The sequence below is a fragment of the Nocardia cyriacigeorgica genome (assembly GCF_010858045.1).
Taxonomy (GTDB): Bacteria; Actinomycetota; Actinomycetes; order Mycobacteriales; family Mycobacteriaceae; genus Nocardia; species Nocardia cyriacigeorgica_E.
Genome location: NZ_JAAGVC010000023.1, coordinates 11,352 through 28,615, shown reverse-complemented (window position 1 = coordinate 28,615; position 17,264 = coordinate 11,352). Strand labels below are relative to the sequence as shown.

The window sequence follows — 17,264 nt, the reverse complement described above, 5'->3', positions numbered from 1 at the left end:
GAGCGGGGCGCGGAGCAGGGGTGGTGCCGAAGACTGAAGGCCCACCGTTTCTCCTCCTCAGGATTGGTCACCATGCCAGGAAATCCCCACGGCCTACCCCTCGAGCCGGCCGCGCAAGAGTTCGTCGACGCCACGTCCGAGCCTCCGTACCTCTACCAGCTGCCGCCGGAGGAGGGACGCAAGGCGGTGGACGCGGTCCAGGACTCTGCGATCGACAAACCCGCGATCGACGAGGAGTGGGTCACCGTCTCCGGCGGTCCGACCGGCTCGGTGCCGGTGCGCATCGTCAAGCCGGTCGATGCCTCGGCGCCCTTGCCGGTGATCGTCTACACCCACGGCGCCGGGTGGGTTTTCGGTGACGCTCACACCCACGACCGGCTCGTCCGTGATCTGGCTGTCGGCGCCGACGCCGCCGTGGTCTTCCCCGAGTACGACCGCTCTCCCGAAGTGGGCTACCCGATCGCCAACGAGCAGTCCTACCGCGTCGCACAGTGGGTCACCACCGAGGGTGCGGCCAAGGGACTGGACTCCTCGCGGATCGCGATCGCCGGGGATTCGGTCGGCGGGAACATGGCGATCGCCCTGACCTTGATGGCGAAAGAGCGTGGCGACGTGTCCTTCCTGGCGCAGGTGCTGTTCTATCCGGTCACCGATGCCGGCTTCGATACCGGCTCCTATGAGCAGTTCGCCGACGGCTATTTCCTCACCCGCGAAGGCATGCGGTGGTTCTGGGATCAGTACACGACCAGCGACGCCGAGCGAGCCGAGATCACCGCCTCGCCACTCCGAGCGACCCTCGACCAGCTCGCAGGCCTGCCGCCCGCACTGGTCATCACCGCGGAAGCCGATGTACTGCGCGATGAAGGTGAAGCCTTCGCGGGCAAACTCCGTGCGGCAGGTGTGCCCGTCACCTCCGTCCGCTACGGCGGGATCGTCCATGACTTCGTCATGGTCAATTCCCTGCACCAGACCCAGGCTGCCCGTGCCGCCGTCGCCCAGGCCGTCGCCACCCTGCGCGCCGCCCTGCACGGCTGAAGAAGGACGAGCTCATGCGAACAACGACATTCACCGGTGCGCTCGCCGCGCTGTGCGGTCTCTGCGCCAGCGCGCTGACCGCCCTGCCCGCACAGGCGGCACCGCGGGAGCCGACGATCGTGCTGGTGCACGGCGCCTTCGCCGATGACACCAGTTGGCACGGCGTCGCCGCGGAACTGCGTGCCGACGGCCGCCACGTGGTGACACCTGCCAACCCGCTGCGCGGCCCGGCCTCCGACGCGGCAGCCATCGAACGGTTCCTCGCCGACATCGACGGGCCGATCGTTCTCGTCGGCCACTCCTACGGCGGAGCTGTCATCTCCAACGTCTCCGATCCCGACGTCACCGCGCTGGTGTACATCGCGGCGTTCGCGCCGCAGCACAACGAGCCGACGCAACTGGCGCTGGATCCGATCCGCTACCCCGGAAGCCGTTTGCTGCCGCCCGCGTTGGCGGTGGCGAGCACAGGCGCCGGTGTCGACGCCTACGTCGATCCGCGCTACTTCCGGGAGGTCTTCGCCCAGGACGTCAGCGAGCAGACCGCCGCGGACATGATCGCCCACCAGCGTTCCCTCGCACTCACCGCCAACCTCGAACCCTCGGGTCCGCCCGCCTGGGCGTCGGTACCCAGCTGGTATCTCGTCGCAGGACAGGACCGCGTCATCCCGCCGGCCTCCCAGCGTGCCATGGCGGCTCGCATGGGCGCTCGCACCAGCGAGGTCACCGCATCGCATGCCTGCCTCGTCTCCCAACCCGCCGCCGTCGCCGATGTCATCGCCGAGGCGGCCGATCAGTGACAGGAAATTCGTTGTCGCCCACCATCGACCGCCACACTCTCGACCAGATCGATCGAGCCAACGACAGCGGCCGCACCCCCGTCGTCTTCATCCACGGCCTCTGGCTGCTGGCCGGCAGCTGGCACCGCTGGGCCGACGTGTTCGCCGACGCCGGCTACGCGCCGGTCGCCCCGGGCTGGCCCGATGATCCGGAGACCGTAGCGTCGGCCCGCGAACATCCCGAGGTATTCGCGGGTAAAACCGTCGGCCGAGTCGCGGACCACTATGCCGGCGTCATCGGCCGCCTCGCCCGCAAACCGGCCGTCATCGGCCACTCCTTCGGTGGTCTGCTCACCCAGATCCTCGCCGGCCGCGGACTGTCCGTCGCGTCGGTCGCCATCGATGCCGCCCCATTTCGCGGCGTCCTGCCGCTGCCCATCAGCTCATTGCGCGCAGCTGCCCCTGTGCTCGGCAACCCCGCGAACCGCCGCCGTGCGGTCGCGCTGACATTCGAGCAGTTCCGGTTCAGCTTCGCCAACGCCGTCGACGAGGACGAGGCGCGTCGGCTGTTCGACACCTTCGCCGTACCCGCCCCCGGCGCTCCCCTGTTCCAAGCAGCCGCCGCCAATCTCAACCCGTGGTCGGAGACCACGGTCGACACCCGCAACCCGGAACGCGGTCCGTTGCTGATCATCTCGGGAGAAAAGGACAACACCGTCCCCCGGGCGATCTCGATGGCGGCCTACCGCAAACAGCAGGCCAACCCCGATATCACCGAGTTCGTCGAAATACCGGGCCGTGGTCATTCGATCACCATCGACAGCGGCTGGCGCGAGGTCGCCGACACGAGCCTCGCCTTCATCCGCCGCTTCGCCTGACCAGTGAAGGAAGCTCACGTCCGAGACGACCTCGCCAGGCTTTCGCCGCGGACCGAGGCCGTCTCGGATGGCTCCGACGAACAACGGCAGCTTCGGTGAGTGCGGTGCGGCAGGCGGCATGTGCCTGCTACGTAGCGATACGGTCACCTGGTTCTTCCACAGTCCGATCTACGAGCATCCGAGCCTGCTCACCGAGTACTCCGGGACCATCGCGATCGATGGTCCGGATCCGATGTCACAGAGGTCGGCGGCCTGTGTGCGGTCGAGTACGGCGCCCGCCCCAGCCCCTATCTGCTCAGGTCCGCACCACTGCCGGTGACCGGCTGAACGAACGTTGACGCGCGCAGTGTTCCGGCGACAACGCGCCTGCGGGACCCGGCCCCGCTATACGTGCGCGACGCGCCGGTCGATCGCCGCCAGGGCGAACTCGGCCCAGCGAATGTTCTCCTGCTCGAATGAGATTCCGCGCAGCAGCGTCAGATAGGGGCCGATGCGCTCGGCTTCGGCGAGGTAGGCGTGTTCGCTGCGGCCGTCGAGCAACCGGGTGCGCAGACGCTCGTAGCGGGCCAGTTTCGCCTTCGCCCACTCCATCCGCTCGGCCACCGACGCCCGCACCGCCTGCGCGTCCTCGACGTCCATGCCCTGCACCTTCACCATCATCTCGTCGCGAATGGCGGTGTGCTTGGCCGCCGAGCCGATGAATTCGCGCAGGGCGGCACGCCCGGCCGGGGTGATGGTGTGCAGGCGCTTGTTGGGCCGGCGCTCCTGCTGCACCACCCGTGTCTCGACGAGTCCCTCGGCCGCCATGCGCTCGAGCTCCTTGTACAGCTGCTGCGGCGTCGCCATCCAGAAATTCGCCACCGAGGCATCGAAGCTCTTGGCCAGGTCGTAGCCGGAGGCCTCGCCGTCGAGCAGGGCGGCCAACACCGCGTTCCGTAGCGCCACCCACTCAATGTAACACCCGAGGTGATTACTCAAATAGTTGTTCAATCCGCTCTGTACACGTCGCTGACAGCTCATTACAGTCGAGTCAACAAGTTGACTATGAGAGGTGGCGATATGCATCCCTTCCGGGCGGCCGTGGAGGCCCGTGACGAGGCGGCCATCGAAGCGCTGCTCGCCGACGATGTGGTGTTCACTAGTCCGGTGGCGTTCACGCCGTACCCGGGCAAGGCGATCACCGCGGCCATCCTGCGCGGCGTGATGCGCGTGTTCGAGGACTTCCGCTACGTGCGCGAAATCGCCGACCCGGGCGGGCGCGACCACGCGTTCATCTTCGAGGCGAAGGTAGACGGCAAACAGATCACCGGCTGCGACTTCCTGCACTTCGACGAGCAGGGCCGAATCGACGACTTCATGGTCATGGTGCGTCCACTGTCGGCGGCTCGAGCGCTCGCGGCGCGGATGGGTGAACAGTTCGAGCAGATCAAGGCCGAGGCCACCGCGCAGCTCACAGGGATGTGAGCGATTACGGGGCGATTGTTGTCGGCGCGGTTGACGCCGGGCTGACGGCGACGCCACCTAGCAGCGTGCGCGGGCACCTCCAGCTCCATCGGGTTGTTTTGGGAAGGCCGTGTCCTGACGGCGATTCGGATGTTTCTGACCTCTTCGCCGAGCAACGGGTCGATGATGCGATAGCCGGGGAACGCCGCACCATCTCCATCTGAGACTGGGCCGAAACCCGACCGCCCGACTGGGCGGATCGACAAGCGTCAGGCGATCTTGGACGCCGCGTTCATCGTCTTCTCCAGAGAGGGCTACTACCGGGCCGGGGTCGATGCGATCGCGGCCCGGGCGCAGGTCGCGAAGCACACGATCTACAACCACTTCGGTGATAAGGAGGCCTTGTTCCGCGAACTGGTGGCCAACTTGTCCGAGCAAGCGCTGACCCGCAACTTGGCTGCGGTCGAAATCCTGGACCGGAGCGGCGATCTCACGATGCAACTGACCGAGACCGCGCTCCGGCTCGCCGAGTGCTACTGCGACGAACGGTCCGTGGCGCTGCGGCGCCTGCTGCAGGCGCACATGCCGACCATGCCGGACCTACTCGACATCGTCAAAGGCAAAGCCTCCGACCGAGTCGGCGACGCATTGACCGCGCGCTTGGCCAAACTTGCTCTGACCGGCCGGCTGAATCTCGTCGGGGAGCCCGCGACTGCCGCCGAGCACTTCGGCGCCCTGCTCACTGCGCCACTGGAAGCGCGCACCAGAATGGGGACCCGGAGAATCTCCGATGCCGAGCTACATGAAGTCGCCGAGAATGCGGTCGCCACCTTTCTGCGGGCCTTCGGCGACGAGGCGTAACCAGCTGACACCATGCCGGGCCGCGCTCACGCTAAGGTCTCTCCGCAGCGTGAGCGCGGGCTCTGACTGAGATTCCCCCGATTGCTGTTCATTGGCGATGAGGCCGGCGCCCGGTCAGGTGCAACACCGCAATGGGTGCGCGAGCAATTACCGCGTTCGTTCACGGAAGATCCCGCCCGGGATTGCCGTGATCGCGGGCTCGAGCGCTTGGTTCAGCCCGACGATCGGAGCTTCACCGCGTGTGTCCTGGCAGGTTGTGCGTGGTGTTGGCGGTGGCCATTATGGAAGCGGCCGCCAACTCGCCGAGCCCGAAATGACTTGCGAGACATCAAGAACCGAGCAGTTAGTCATCACTGCCGCGCTGCGTTCAGACAACTGCGTAATCGGTCTGATCACTGCGGCGGTGGCGGTCGGCATGGCCATTGAGATCAATTCTGTCCGTACCGGGCGCGCATCGGCATGTACTGGTCGGCACGGGGCAGGTGCGATGCTCGACGCGGTTCAGGCCCCGGCGTGGCGCCGAGATCGAAGCGCGGGCAGTGTCGAATAATCGAAGTCGACCGATCATGCCCCGTCGCAGGTCCGACGAGCGAGAGTGCGTGCCGATCAGCCCTGGTGAACGATCACGCCGCGTAGATTGCGGCCCGCTTTCATGTCATCGAAGCCCTGGTTGACGTCCTCGAGCAGGTAGCGGGTGGTGACGAGTTCGTCGAGTTTCAAGGTGCCCTGCTGGTACATCGCCAGCTGGGCCGGAATATCAGCGGTCGGCGCGCAGGCGCCGAACAGCGAGCCCTGCAGCCGCTTCTGGAACAGGATGAGTTGGTGCAGGTCGATATCGCCGTCCTTGACGAAGGTATCGCCCAAGCCCACAGCTACACACGTGCCAGCCTTGCGCACCGCCTGCAATGCCTGGCCGATGTGCTTGCCGGTGGTCACACCGACAGCGACGATCGCCGAGTCCGCGCCCTGGCCGTTCGTCATCGAACGGGCGAGCTCATCGGCCTCTTCAATTGAGGAAACAGCGTGTGTGGCACCGAGTTTCAGAGCCGATTCGCGTTTGAATGCCACGGGATCTACGGCGATCACCGCTCCTGCACCGGCGTGGGAGGCACCCTGGACCGCGTTGATGCCGATCCCGCCGATACCCATCACGATCGTGACGTCACCGGGACGTACCTGTGCCGAGTTGACGGCCGCGCCCCACCCCGTGCCGACACCGCAGCCTGCGAGCACCGCGACGTCGAGAGGGATCGATGGGTCGATGCGGATGGCGGATGACACCGACACGGTGACGTACTCGCAGAACGTCCCCAGCCCGGCAAGCTGGCCTACCGGCGCGCCGTCCAGCGAGAGCCGGAATGAGGTGGGGTCGTCGAAGCGGGCGCCGGTGGCCAGGAACGCCCCTAGATCACAGAGGTTCTGCAGTCCTTTCGCGCACCAGCGGCAACGGCCACAGACCGGCAGGAATGAGAACACCACATGGTCGCCCTCGGCGAAGCCGGTCGTGCCCGGCCCGACTGCCTCTACGATGCCGGCGCCCTCGTGCCCGCCTGCGATAGGCAGAATTCCAGGGGTCTGGTCACCGGTGGCGAAATGATCGTCGGAATGGCACAGCCCGCTGGCCACCATCCTGACCCGGATCTCACCGGTCCGTGGATCGTCGAGTTCCATCTCGACAATTTCATAGCTTCCCGGCGATTCGCGCAGCACTGCGCCCCGTGTCAACATCGATGGCTCCCTCAGAAAGTGCTGGGTCGGGCGTGTGACCCGTTGTGTTGCCTGGCAACTCGATGCTCGCACCCTGACCCACCGAGGTCAATTTCTGGTTCGTGAAGTACGTATTCGCATTTCTTCACTTGGTCTGGCGTATTTCGCGCGCTAGTCTCCGAATTGACTGTGAATGGGGTCACACCCACAATGGGCTGTGGTCATCGAAATTCGCGACACAGTAGTTTAAGCTCGCCTCGAGGAGAATTCATGGCCATCGATACCGTCCGCCGAGTCTGGGCCCTCGACGCCCCACGGCTCACCGTCGACTGCGGCGTCCTGATGCTCGGCACCGGCGGGGAGAGTGAAACGATCCCCTCGCCCGCTTTCCTGATCGAGCATGACGAAGGGCTGATGCTGTTCGACACCAGCCTGGCGGGCGCCGGTGATCCGGCCGCCGCGTACGGTGAACTGGCGGCCGCGTTCCGGATCGAGTTCCCCGAGTCATACCGGCTGGACCGCCAGATCGAAGCGCTCGGCTACAAGACCACCGATGTCCGCCGGATCGTGCTCTCGCACATGCACTTCGACCACACCGGCGGCCTCGAACTGTTCCCGCACGCGCAAGGCTTCATCGGTGCCGGCGAACTCCGCTACGCTCGGACCCCACGCACAGTGGACGCCCCGTTCTTCCGAACCGAAGACATCGAAGCGGCAGGAAAGATCGCCTGGAACGAGGTTCCCGCCGGCTACGACCACGACCTGTTCGGGGACGGCAGCGTCGTGTTGCTGTCGCTGCCCGGACACACGCCGGGCACTCTCGGGCTGAAACTGCGCCTGCCGGACTCGAGCACTCTGGTGCTCACCAGCGACGCCGCCCACAAGAAGGCCAGCGTGGACCTGACCATCGGCATGCCCTTCGACGTGGACAACGTCCAAAAGCACAGCGCCCTGCAGAAGCTCAAACTCCTCGGTACCCAACCCGGCACCACCATCTGGATCAGCCACGACCAGCAGGACTGGGCAAGCTTGCGCGCCGGGGGCGCCGAGATCACCAGCGCGGCAGAATTGATGACCGCGCGCTGAACGCCCGAACGGGAGTACGGTCCTGCTGGCCCAAGTCTTTGCCGGTGGATCTCATCACTGCCTCCTCTTCGACGTTGGACCGATACGTCGGCTCCGTCGCCGTATCAGCAGCCGCGGAAGATCGTCTTCGACTCCAGGTAAGCGTCGAGGCCGCCCGGCCCCAGTTCGCGACCGATACCGCTGTTCTTCATTCCGCCGAACGGCGCCTCCATCGGGAACGAGGCACTGTTGACGCCGATCGTGCCGTCACGGACCGGCGGGCAGGTCTGCGGACCACTCTTGTTGAACCACGTCCGCAGCGCGCACCGCCGCGTCGACATCGGCGATTACTGTGGAGCCGGAGCATATGGATTTGTGGCGCAACCCTTCGCAGAAATGCCCTCCATGCCCGAAGGTCGAAACGGTGCCGAGTCCCGGCGATCGTGCACACCACGGTGCGTGGATGTATTGCTCTGTTACACCGCCGCCATGGCCTCTTGTCGTGGAAGGACACTTCCTGGACAGCAGTAGAGCAACAGCAAGGCGCTATACATGCAGCGAGGGCCACCGGAGTTCCGGTTGCTCTCGCTGCATAAGAAGACTCGCCCGAGCCCGCGACGCCGGCGCCGACATCCCCGTCGGTGGCGGGCGACCGGCCTCGACGAGGGCTTCTACCTCGAGCCGACCCTGGTCACCGGCGTCCCCAACGAAGCCGAGATCGCCCAGGAAGAACTCTTCGCACCCGTCGGCGTCGTCATCCCCTACACCGACCTCGATGACGCCGTCCGCATGGCCAACGACGTCAAATACGCACTCAACGCCAACATCTGGGGACTCACACCACAAGCCATCGACATCGCCCGCCGACTACGGTCGGGGACCGTCACCATCAACGGCGGCGGCATGCGTCCCGATGCCCCCTGGGGCGGGCCCGGCCACAGCGGCATCGGCCGCGAAGGCGGCGAAGAAGGACTCCGCGAATTCTTCGAAATCAAACACATTCAGTGGCCACTCTGAGAGGCGGGCGCCGAGGGTGGTGGGTGCGGCTGCGACACCGCGACGGTGCCCGCCCCTATTCGGGTAGGGCCCGCCGGTCGTGATCGGCGGGCCCTACCTGGGCAGTGCTGGGAAAGCTACGCGAAAACCGGGCTGTCCGGTACGAAGCTGGTGAATGCCAGGCTCCGCGTCTTCCACTCCCCGTCGCGCTTGACGAATTCGAACGCGTACGTTCCGGAGAGCAGCACGCGGGTACCGTCCGCGGTGAGACGGAAGTAGAAGACATCGGTGGTCGCGGTCGCGGCATCACCCTGCACATCGATCACCGGATTGGTGATGTGGTGATGACACTGCGGGACTTCGCGCCACACCTTCCGCACCAGTTCACGCACGCCGTCGGTGCCGTGGCCCTCCCCGCGAGGCAGCAGATAGTCCGCGTCCTCGGACCAGATACTCATGAAGGTCGCTTCGTCCTTCTTGTCGATGCCATGGCAGTACTTCGCCATCAGGATCTTGATCTCCTCGAGGTCGACGACCCACTGGATCTTCTGCTCCAGTCCCGTATCGAGATTCGTCATGGTATTGATCCGACTTTCGACTCGCGTGAATTCCGGGTGATAAAGCGGCGCCTATCCGTAGGTGATGACCCCGCGGATATTCGTTCCGTCGTGGAGGTCCTTATAGCCCTGCGCGACATCGTCGAGCGTGTAGGTACGGGTCACCATCTCGTCGAGTTTCAATGACCCGGACCGGTACAGGTTCAGCAGTCGTTTGATATCCCAATTTCCATTCGTGGCCCCGAACAGCGAGCCCTGCAGACGCTTCTGCGAGAGGGTCAGGTCGTGCAATGAAATGGGCACGCCGACAGCGTCGTGCTGACCGATCGCCGTCACAACGACGGTACCGGCTTTTCGAATCGCCGAGAATGCCTGGGCCACGTATTCAGCCTTCAGAATTCCGACTGTCACGATCGCCGAATCCGCCCCTTGACCGTTGGTGAACTGGCGAGCGATCTCCGCAGCCTCGTCCATCGTCGCGACCGCGTGCGTGGCACCGAAGGTCGCCGCCTTCTCCCGCTTGAACGCCACCGGATCCACCGCGATGATGTTCTCCGCACCACAGAACCGCGCGCCCTGCAGTGCACTCACGCCGATCCCACCGATTCCCATCACGATGACGGTGTCGCCGGGCCGTACGGCAGCCGAATTGACAGCCGCACCCCATCCCGTGCTCACCGCACATCCGACCAGGCATGCCTTGTCGAGTGGAATGTCCTTGTCCACCTTGACGACAGAGTCCAGCGACGCGGTCGTGGTCTCCACGAACGTTGAGATACCGCACAGTTGTCCTACCGGCCGGCCGTCCGGCAGATGCAACCGGTAGGTGCCGTCGGTCCACCGTGGCCCCGCCAAGATACCGGCTGCGAGATCACACAGATTCGACATCCCCGAGGCACACCAACGACAGTGCCCGCAGGACGGTATGGCCGCGAAGACGACATGATCGCCTTCTTCGATACCTTTGCTGTTGGGCCCGACCTTGGTGACGATCCCGGCGCCCTCGTGTCCGAGCGCGAAAGGGCAACCGGTCAGCGGTGAATCACCTGTCACGTGATGGTCGTCCGAGTGGCACATCCCCGAGGCAACCAATTTCACCTGAACCTCGTCGGGCCGGGGATCATCCAATTCCATATCCACGACATCGAGATTTCCGGGAGATTCCCAGATGATCGCGCCTCGTACCTGCATGACCTTCTCCTCACCAGTTCTACTGTGCAACAGGATGATTCACCTGCCGCCGTCGAGCACTATCCTTTGGGACGATGCTAGGAGCATTGCGACGCACGTCACAATCCAGAATGCGCATGCCGCCATCCCGAATGCGCTCAGCGATCGATCAGAGTGACGACTGATTTGGTTTCGAGATACTGCTCGAGTGCGTCGGGGCCGTTTTCCCTGCCCCAGCCGGACTGTTTGAATCCACCAACAGGCATCTGTACCCCACCCGCCCGATGAACGTTCACGCCGATCCGGCCGGCACGGAGGCGTCGGGCGATCCGGTGCGCGAGCGCGACATCACGGGTCCAGATACTGCCCGCCAGACCGTATTCCGTGTCGTTGGCCGAGGCGATTGCCTCATCCAGGTCGGTGAACGACAGAGCGGCGAGGACCGGTCCGAAGATCTCCTCGCGGACGATCGCCATCTCGGGTGAAGCGTCCGCTATGACCGTCGGCTCGAAGAAGAAGCCGGTCCGGCCGACGCGTCTTCCGCCGCTGATCACCCGGGCGCCCGCGGCGATCCCGCCGTCGACATAGCCCGCCACACGGTCGAGTTGCCGTCGCGAGATCAGGGGTCCGAGAACGACATCCGGGTCGGTGCCGTAGCCCATCTTCATGGCGCGGCCCTGATCGGCGATCCCTTCGATCAGCTCCTCGTAGATGTCGGCATGCGCGAACAACCTGGTGCCCGAGGTACAGATCTGGCCGGAATTCCAGAACACGCCGAGCGCGATGCCCGCCGCGGCAGCGGCCAGGTCGGCATCGGGCAGCACGATCACCGGCGACTTGCCACCGAGTTCCAGCGACACCTTCTTCAGGTTGCCGGTGGCCGCCGCGACGATCCTTCGCCCCACCTCGGTGGATCCCGTGAAGCTGATCTTGTCGATCCCGGGATGTTCGGCCATTGCCGCGCCGGTCGCCCCGAAGCCGGTGACGATGTTCACGACACCGGCCGGCACACCCGCTTCCGTCAGGATCCGCCCCAGCGCCAGCGCCGACAGCGGCGCTTCCTCCGACGGCTTGAGGATGCACGCGCACCCGGCAGCCAGCGCGGGCGCGAGCTTCATCGACATGGCGATCAGCGGCGCGTTCCACGGCACGATCATCGCGACCACCCCGACCGGCTCCCGGTAGGTGGCGCCTTGCATACGCCGATCGGCGGGACCGATCTCGACGGTGGTGCCCTGGATCTTGTCGGCCCAGCCCGCGTAGTAGCGGAATTGGTTGACGGCCTCGGCCACCATCAGCTTCGCCTGCGAGACAGGAACTCCGACATCCAGGCTCTCCAGCCGAGCCAGTTCATCGATCCTCGCCTCGACCAGATCGGCGACCCGCCACAGCACCACTGCGCGCTGCGCCGGTGACAAACGCAACCAGCGCTCCTCGTCGAATGCGCGCCTTGCCGCCCGCACTGCCGCATCGACATCGGTCGCCGACGCCTCGGCGACCTGTCCGATCACTACTTCGGTGCCCGGATCGATGACGTCGAACGTCGCGTCTGAGGCCGCAGGCACCCACTCACCATCGATGAGCAGGCGACCCACGGCCGCCTCCGAACCGAAAGCGGGCCTCACCACAGGTTCCGTCGGCACGGGCGAACTCACGCGTGCTCGTCGACGTACGGAACTGGATGCGGGATCTTCGTTCCCCATGCGATTCTCCATTGGATTTCTCGAATACGAGCCCGATTCCCGAGCGCGCACAGGTTCAGTGGGTACCGCTATTCGGCCGAGGGAGGAGTGCTCAGCACCAGGCCATAGGCGCGCCGACTGACATCACCGGACAAATCGACGGTGATGCTCTTGTCCTGGGTGAACTCGTTCAGGGCGTCCGGGCCGAGCTCCCGTCCGGTGCCGGACTGCTTGTATCCGCCGAAGGGCAGGTACTGGGAGATGTTGTGGTAGTCGTTGATCCACACCGAACCGGCCTCGATCCGGCGGGCCACCTCGAGCGCACGCTGGTTATCGCGGCTCCACACGGCGGCGGCCAGGCCGTACTCGGTGTCGTTGGCGATTTCGATCGCCTCGTCCTCGGAGTCGTACTTCAGTACCGACAGCACGGGGCCGAAGATCTCCTCACGGGCGATGGTCATGTCGTTGGTGACGCCGGTGAACACCGTCGGCTCCACCCAGTAACCCTTCTCGAAGCCCGCACCGGTCGGCACGCCACCGCCGTGGACGAGGGTCGCGCCTTCGGCCTTGCCCTTCTCGATGTAGCCGAGGATCCGCTCGTGCTGGGTCTTGTTCATCACCGCACCGATATCGGTGGCCGGGTCCAGCGGGCTGCCGATCTTCAAAGTCTTCAACCGCTCGACCAGACGGGCGACGAACTCGTCGTGGATCGATGCGGGCAGCAGTAGCCGGGTGCCGGACTCACACGCCTGACCCGCGTGCAGCAAGAAGGCGTAGATCGAACCATCCACGGCCGCAGTCAGATCGGCGTCGTCGAGCACGATGTTCGGGCCCTTGCCGCCCAGTTCGAGCAGCACGCGCTTGACCGTGCCGGCGGCGTCGGCCATGACCTGCCGACCGGTGGCGGTGGAGCCGGTGAACGACACCAGCCGCACGTCGGGGTGCTTGACCAGGTGGGCGCCGACGGTCGGGCCGTCACCGACGACGACGTTGAGGGCACCGTCGGGCAGTCCCGCTTCCTGCAGCAGCTGGGCCAGTTCGAGGGCGAAGATCGGGGTCTTCTCGTCGGTCTTGAGGACCACGGTGTTACCCGCGGCCAGGGCCGGGATCGACTTCCACACAGCGATGACTGCCGGGAAGTTCCACGGCACGATGCCGGCGCACACGCCGACCGGCTCCTTGCGGATGAAGCTCGCCGAGAGCACCTGGCCAGTGACCGGCCCCGGGCGCTCCCACTCATAGGTGCGGGTCAGCTCCGCGTAGTGGCCCAGGTGCATCAGCGGGAAACCGACGCCGATGGCACCTGCCAGCCGCAGCGGCATGCCGGTCTCCTTGGCGCTGAGCACCGCGAGATCGTCCATTTTGGCACTGAGCGCGGCGATCACGCGGTCGATCACGGCGGCCCGCTCGACGGGCGGGGTGTTGCGCCAGACACCGGACTCGTGGGCTCGCTTGGCGGCGGCGACCGCCGCGTCGACGTGGCTGGTGTCGGCCTGCGCGACGGTGACCACGACCTCTTCGGTGGCCGGATCGATCACCGGGATCACGGTATCGGTATCAACCCACGAACCGTCGATGAACAGCCGGTAGTGCGGCACACCGTCACGGTCGACGGCTGCGGATTCGGGGAGGGTGGCAGTCATTTCTCACCTTTTGTTCGAGTTGCCGGATCCGGCGGGGCGGGAATGTGTGAATGGTCGGGCGTCCGCCAGGCACCGTTGCCGATGCGTAGCGGCACGGTGTCGACAGTAGGGAAATACAGATCACACGAGTGTCCAGATTCTTGGACACTCGGTTCGCGCGCCTTGCTGCACTTCACCCGGACCGAATCGCCGATTTCCGAAACGTCAATTGGCATAGAATGTGATGCAGGTTACGGTCATCTCGTTCGCTGCCGGAGTACCGCCGAACATTCCCATTCCGCGACAGGAGTCTGCATTCTCATGGCTATTCAGGTGACAATCGACATGACAGCAAAAGAGGGCCGGTTCGATGATCTGCGCGAATGGTTCATCAAGAACCTGCCGGGCACCCGCAGCTACCCCGGCAACATCAACGTCGAGATCGCGCGCAACCAGGACGAACCCGCCCGTATCCTGTTCGTCGAGAAGTGGGACAGCCGTTCGGATTTCGAGGCCTACCTCGCCTGGCGCGACGAATCCGGCGTGATCGCCGAACTCCTCGAGATGCTCGACGGCGAGATCACCTTCCGCTACCACGACTTCCTGGGCATCTGAGGTGAAGACAGCCTGGTTGATATGCGAAAGCGTCTGCCCCGCACGAGGATTACCCGTGCGGGGCAGACGCGGACGGTGACCGGGATCAGCCGGCCAGACCCTTGCCGAAGAACTCCTCGAGCTTGTCCACGGCCTGGGTGACGTACTGGTCAACGTCATACAGGTCGATGTGGCTGGCGCCATCGACCACGAACAACTCCTTCGGCTCGGCGGCCTTGGCGATGGCCTCCTCGCTGAAGTAGGCGGTGTCGGCCTTGGACCCGACGATCATCAGCAGCGGACGCGGGGAGATCATCGCGATCTTGGCATAGGCGTCGAACTGGGCGATACGGTCGATGCTCTGCAACAACCACTTGTTCTCCGACCGCGGGTGCTGTGCGCGCGGAGTGCGGTAGTAGTCGTGCGCCTCCCGGTACAGATCGGGCGCGTCCTCCAGCCCTTCGGCGCTCGGCGGCGCCCAGATCTGGTAGTTCGGCTCGGCGCCCTGCGCTTCGGCGGTGCGCAGCGCGCCGGCGGCGTCGAGCATCTCCTGCAGCACCGAGGGGTCCTGGGTGCGGCCGAGGCCGTTGCTCAGGTAGTCGCCGATGTCGAGGCCGCTGACGGTGGCCACCGCCTTGATGCGGTGATCGGTCTGCGCGGCGAAGGGCACGTAACCGCCGGAGGCGCAGATGCCGAGGGCACCGATGCGGGCGGGGTCGATGTCGTCACGGGTGGTCAGGAAGGTGACCGCCGACTTGACGTCCTCGCTGCGCTGGAAGGGGTCTTCCAGGAAGCGCGGCTCCCCTTCGCTCTCGCCCTGGTAGGCGGCATCGAACACGAGGGCGGCGTAGCCCTTGTCGGCCAGGCGCTGCGCGTAGATGCTGGCGGTCTGCTCCTTGACACCACCGCCGGGGTGCGACACCACCACGGCCGGCAGGCGCTCGCCGCCGCGGTTGTCGGGGGTGAACAGGATGCCCGCCAGGCGCAGGCCGTTGCTCGGGAAGGTGACACTTGTGCGCATCAGGCACGATCCTTTCGATGAGATCTGTCCGGCTCGAAGCCGATGCGACAACCTTCTCTCCGGCAGAACCTGCCGACAATGGGAAGGATTCTTCCTATGAACTCTCGAGCCCACTGATAACTACTGGCACGCGGGTGATCGCCCGCGATTCGACCATCGCGAATTTCCGCTTCGGAACATGTCACCGAGTTCGGGCAGCCGAGCGGGCTACGATGAGGGCAGCCGGTGACCGAGCCTCGGGTGCTCCCGGCACGATTCACGATCCTGCCGGTGACCTGCCCCGGCGCCGTATTCCCCCATCACGAAAAGAGACGACCATGGCCGGACCGCTCGACGGCGTGCGCATCCTCGACCTCACCTCGAATTTCATGGGCCCGTTCGCGTCGTTGCTGCTGGCCGATATGGGCGCCGATGTCGTGAAGATCGAGTCCGTGGCCGGGGATACCACCCGTGGTGTCGGTCCACGTCGCAACCCCGGCATGGGCGCGATCTTCTTACACCTCAACCGCAACAAGCGCAGCCTGGTGCTCGATCTCGAGTCGGCCGACGGCAACGCCGCACTCCAGCGCATGCTGGCTTCGGCGGATGTGTTGCTCTACAGCCTGCGTCCGAAGTCGATGGCACGGCTCGGTCTCGCCTACGAGCAGGTGCGCGAGCGAAACCCACGCCTGATCTATTGTGGCGCTTTCGGTTTCGGCCAGAACGGCCGCTACGCTGACCGGCCGGCCTACGACGACTTGATTCAGGCCGCCGTCGGCATGCCGGTTCTGCAGAGCCGCAAAACCGGTGAGCCCACCTACATCGCCACCGCGATCGCCGACCGCGTCGTCGGCATGGCCGCGGCCAACGCGGTCACCACCGCCCTCTACCGCCGCGAACGCTCGGGGCACGGCCAGGAGGTGCAGGTGCCGATGTTCGAGACATTCGCCCAGTTCGCCATGGGCGATCACCTCTACGGTCACACCTTCATTCCCCCGATCGGCACCTCCGGCTACGCCCGGATGATGAACTCCGACCGTCGTCCGTACCGGACCCGTGACGGCTATCTCGGCGTGAACGTTTACAACGACAAGCACTGGCACCGATTCTTCTCCTTGGCAGGCAAGCCGGAAATGGCGCAGGACCCGCGCTTCGCGGACATCGGCGGCCGCACCGAGAACATCGGCCTGCTCTACCGCTTCCTCGCCGACGTACTCGCGACCAAGACGACGGCGGAGTGGGTGCAGATCCTGTCCGAGGCCGACATCCCCGCCATCGAGATGAACACCCCCGAAACCCTCCTCGACGACCCGCACATGAAAGACGTCGGGTTCTTCATCGAGGAGGAACACCCGACCGAAGGCCTGCTGCGATCGCTGGGCATCCCGCAACGGTGGAGCGACGACACACCCGAATTGCGGTACCCCGCACCGAGACTCGGCGAGAACTCGCTGCAGATCCTGAGCGAGTACGGGTTCGGTGCCGACGAGATCGAACACCTCGTGTCGACGGGTGCGGCCCACACACCGGAGACCTTGCAGGCCCGATCCGGTTCGGTGCCGGGTTGAGCGTTCGACCACCCGCAGGCACAGATCGAGCCGGCGATCGTGATGATTCGGCAGCTTGTCGATGCGGGCATGACGGCTCCCGGTGATCGGGCCGCGTGCAGGCGGCAACCGCTTATCGGGCAGGGCGCGCACCTTGGCCGGCGAGGACGTCGCGCGGCGGCGCCTCGGGGTGGTGTGTCCCACCCGGAGGCGCACCGCGTTCCTAGGCATGAATTCTCCCTGGTAATCGACTGGCCAACGGCAGAGAGTATGAACAGGCCGAAGATATCGGCCGGTTGCGGCCTTCATCCGCAGCACACGAAGATGACGG

Annotated in this window: 17 protein-coding genes; 9 read left to right on the top strand and 8 right to left on the bottom strand. The window is 65.4% G+C overall.

Annotated elements, in window-relative coordinates; translation table 11 throughout:
• Positions 1 to 72: 72 nt before the first annotated feature.
• From GV790_RS19045 to GV790_RS19035, 3 genes are read left to right on the top strand one after another with little or no spacing between them, the layout of a single operon-like run.
• The gene (locus tag GV790_RS19045; RefSeq protein ID WP_163814685.1) at positions 73 to 1,035 is read left to right on the top strand and encodes an alpha/beta hydrolase; all 963 of its coding nucleotides are present in this window, start codon (positions 73 to 75) and stop codon (positions 1,033 to 1,035) included.
• Positions 1,036 to 1,049: 14 nt separating this feature from the next.
• On the top strand, positions 1,050 to 1,832 hold the full coding sequence (locus tag GV790_RS19040; protein WP_163814684.1) for an alpha/beta fold hydrolase: 783 nt from the start codon (positions 1,050 to 1,052) through the stop codon (positions 1,830 to 1,832).
• Between the two features lie 11 nt (positions 1,833 to 1,843).
• Positions 1,844 to 2,689, top strand: a complete 846-nt coding sequence (locus GV790_RS19035; protein ID WP_163814683.1) for an alpha/beta hydrolase — start codon at positions 1,844 to 1,846, stop codon at positions 2,687 to 2,689.
• 384 nt (positions 2,690 to 3,073) lie between these two features.
• Here GV790_RS19035 and GV790_RS19030 read toward each other — a convergent pair whose 3' ends face one another.
• Positions 3,074 to 3,634: a PadR family transcriptional regulator gene (locus GV790_RS19030; RefSeq protein WP_163814682.1), complete on the bottom strand. Its 561-nt coding sequence runs from the start codon at positions 3,632 to 3,634 to the stop codon at positions 3,074 to 3,076.
• A gap of 114 nt (positions 3,635 to 3,748) precedes the next feature.
• On the opposite strand from GV790_RS19030, the gene GV790_RS19025 reads away from it, so the two are divergent.
• Both GV790_RS19025 and GV790_RS19020 read left to right on the top strand, forming a co-directional pair.
• Positions 3,749 to 4,153, top strand: a complete 405-nt coding sequence (locus tag GV790_RS19025) for a nuclear transport factor 2 family protein (RefSeq protein WP_163814681.1) — start codon at positions 3,749 to 3,751, stop codon at positions 4,151 to 4,153.
• Between the two features lie 258 nt (positions 4,154 to 4,411).
• Positions 4,412 to 4,993: a TetR/AcrR family transcriptional regulator gene (locus GV790_RS19020; protein ID WP_178128120.1), complete on the top strand. Its 582-nt coding sequence runs from the start codon at positions 4,412 to 4,414 to the stop codon at positions 4,991 to 4,993.
• A gap of 606 nt (positions 4,994 to 5,599) precedes the next feature.
• On the opposite strand, the gene GV790_RS19015 is transcribed toward GV790_RS19020, so the two are convergent.
• On the bottom strand, positions 5,600 to 6,721 hold the full coding sequence (locus GV790_RS19015) for an NDMA-dependent alcohol dehydrogenase (protein WP_163814680.1): 1,122 nt from the start codon (positions 6,719 to 6,721) through the stop codon (positions 5,600 to 5,602).
• A 321-nt stretch (positions 6,722 to 7,042) separates the two neighbouring features.
• Between GV790_RS19015 and GV790_RS19010 the strand changes: the two genes are divergently transcribed.
• A complete protein-coding gene (locus GV790_RS19010; protein WP_256673390.1) occupies positions 7,043 to 7,786 on the top strand; it encodes an N-acyl homoserine lactonase family protein in 744 nt (247 codons plus the stop codon).
• 104 nt (positions 7,787 to 7,890) lie between these two features.
• On the opposite strand, the gene GV790_RS19005 is transcribed toward GV790_RS19010, so the two are convergent.
• The gene (locus GV790_RS19005; protein WP_306043336.1) at positions 7,891 to 8,106 is read right to left on the bottom strand and encodes an aldehyde dehydrogenase family protein; all 216 of its coding nucleotides are present in this window, start codon (positions 8,104 to 8,106) and stop codon (positions 7,891 to 7,893) included.
• A 211-nt stretch (positions 8,107 to 8,317) separates the two neighbouring features.
• Between GV790_RS19005 and GV790_RS19000 the strand changes: the two genes are divergently transcribed.
• Complete coding sequence (locus GV790_RS19000; protein WP_256673389.1) at positions 8,318 to 8,782, top strand: aldehyde dehydrogenase family protein; 465 nt, start codon at positions 8,318 to 8,320, stop codon at positions 8,780 to 8,782.
• Positions 8,783 to 8,898: 116 nt separating this feature from the next.
• On the opposite strand, the gene GV790_RS18995 is transcribed toward GV790_RS19000, so the two are convergent.
• The 4 genes from GV790_RS18995 to GV790_RS18980 all read right to left on the bottom strand — a co-directional run bounded on the left by GV790_RS18995 (position 8,899) and on the right by GV790_RS18980 (position 13,813).
• Positions 8,899 to 9,339 carry a nuclear transport factor 2 family protein gene (locus tag GV790_RS18995; protein ID WP_163814678.1) on the bottom strand — a complete coding sequence of 147 codons (441 nt, stop codon included), beginning with the start codon at positions 9,337 to 9,339 and terminating at the stop codon, positions 8,899 to 8,901.
• Between the two features lie 51 nt (positions 9,340 to 9,390).
• Positions 9,391 to 10,509 (bottom strand): NDMA-dependent alcohol dehydrogenase, encoded by a 1,119-nt coding sequence (locus GV790_RS18990; RefSeq protein WP_163814677.1) that lies wholly within the window; start codon positions 10,507 to 10,509, stop codon positions 9,391 to 9,393.
• Between the two features lie 137 nt (positions 10,510 to 10,646).
• Positions 10,647 to 12,191: an aldehyde dehydrogenase family protein gene (locus GV790_RS18985; protein WP_163814676.1), complete on the bottom strand. Its 1,545-nt coding sequence runs from the start codon at positions 12,189 to 12,191 to the stop codon at positions 10,647 to 10,649.
• A 68-nt stretch (positions 12,192 to 12,259) separates the two neighbouring features.
• On the bottom strand, positions 12,260 to 13,813 hold the full coding sequence (locus GV790_RS18980) for an aldehyde dehydrogenase family protein (protein WP_163814675.1): 1,554 nt from the start codon (positions 13,811 to 13,813) through the stop codon (positions 12,260 to 12,262).
• Positions 13,814 to 14,137: 324 nt separating this feature from the next.
• On the opposite strand from GV790_RS18980, the gene GV790_RS31895 reads away from it, so the two are divergent.
• Entirely contained in the window at positions 14,138 to 14,407 is a 270-nt protein-coding gene (locus GV790_RS31895) for an antibiotic biosynthesis monooxygenase (RefSeq protein ID WP_163814674.1), read from the top strand.
• A gap of 85 nt (positions 14,408 to 14,492) precedes the next feature.
• On the opposite strand, the gene GV790_RS18970 is transcribed toward GV790_RS31895, so the two are convergent.
• Complete coding sequence (locus tag GV790_RS18970) at positions 14,493 to 15,407, bottom strand: alpha/beta hydrolase (protein WP_163814673.1); 915 nt, start codon at positions 15,405 to 15,407, stop codon at positions 14,493 to 14,495.
• 317 nt (positions 15,408 to 15,724) lie between these two features.
• On the opposite strand from GV790_RS18970, the gene GV790_RS18965 reads away from it, so the two are divergent.
• The gene (locus GV790_RS18965; RefSeq protein ID WP_163814672.1) at positions 15,725 to 16,954 is read left to right on the top strand and encodes a CaiB/BaiF CoA transferase family protein; all 1,230 of its coding nucleotides are present in this window, start codon (positions 15,725 to 15,727) and stop codon (positions 16,952 to 16,954) included.
• The last annotated feature ends 310 nt before the right edge of the window (positions 16,955 to 17,264 follow it).

What these genes read in the sequence shown, in the direction of transcription:
- GV790_RS19045 (WP_163814685.1), top strand. Translation starts at nt 73, where the DNA reads ATGCCAGGAAATCCCCACGGCCTACCCCTCGAGCCGGCCGCGCAAGAG.
- GV790_RS19040 (WP_163814684.1), top strand. Translation starts at nt 1,050, where the DNA reads ATGCGAACAACGACATTCACCGGTGCGCTCGCCGCGCTGTGCGGTCTC.
- GV790_RS19025 (WP_163814681.1), top strand. Translation starts at nt 3,749, where the DNA reads ATGCATCCCTTCCGGGCGGCCGTGGAGGCCCGTGACGAGGCGGCCATC.
- GV790_RS19015 (WP_163814680.1), bottom strand. Translation starts at nt 6,721, where the DNA reads ATGTTGACACGGGGCGCAGTGCTGCGCGAATCGCCGGGAAGCTATGAA.
- GV790_RS19010 (WP_256673390.1), top strand. Translation starts at nt 7,043, where the DNA reads ATGCTCGGCACCGGCGGGGAGAGTGAAACGATCCCCTCGCCCGCTTTC.
- GV790_RS19005 (WP_306043336.1), bottom strand. Translation starts at nt 8,106, where the DNA reads ATGTCGACGCGGCGGTGCGCGCTGCGGACGTGGTTCAACAAGAGTGGT.
- GV790_RS19000 (WP_256673389.1), top strand. Translation starts at nt 8,318, where the DNA reads ATGCAGCGAGGGCCACCGGAGTTCCGGTTGCTCTCGCTGCATAAGAAG.
- GV790_RS18995 (WP_163814678.1), bottom strand. Translation starts at nt 9,339, where the DNA reads ATGACGAATCTCGATACGGGACTGGAGCAGAAGATCCAGTGGGTCGTC.
- GV790_RS18990 (WP_163814677.1), bottom strand. Translation starts at nt 10,509, where the DNA reads ATGCAGGTACGAGGCGCGATCATCTGGGAATCTCCCGGAAATCTCGAT.
- GV790_RS18985 (WP_163814676.1), bottom strand. Translation starts at nt 12,191, where the DNA reads ATGGGGAACGAAGATCCCGCATCCAGTTCCGTACGTCGACGAGCACGC.
- GV790_RS18980 (WP_163814675.1), bottom strand. Translation starts at nt 13,813, where the DNA reads ATGACTGCCACCCTCCCCGAATCCGCAGCCGTCGACCGTGACGGTGTG.
- GV790_RS31895 (WP_163814674.1), top strand. Translation starts at nt 14,138, where the DNA reads ATGACAGCAAAAGAGGGCCGGTTCGATGATCTGCGCGAATGGTTCATC.
- GV790_RS18970 (WP_163814673.1), bottom strand. Translation starts at nt 15,407, where the DNA reads ATGCGCACAAGTGTCACCTTCCCGAGCAACGGCCTGCGCCTGGCGGGC.
- GV790_RS18965 (WP_163814672.1), top strand. Translation starts at nt 15,725, where the DNA reads ATGGCCGGACCGCTCGACGGCGTGCGCATCCTCGACCTCACCTCGAAT.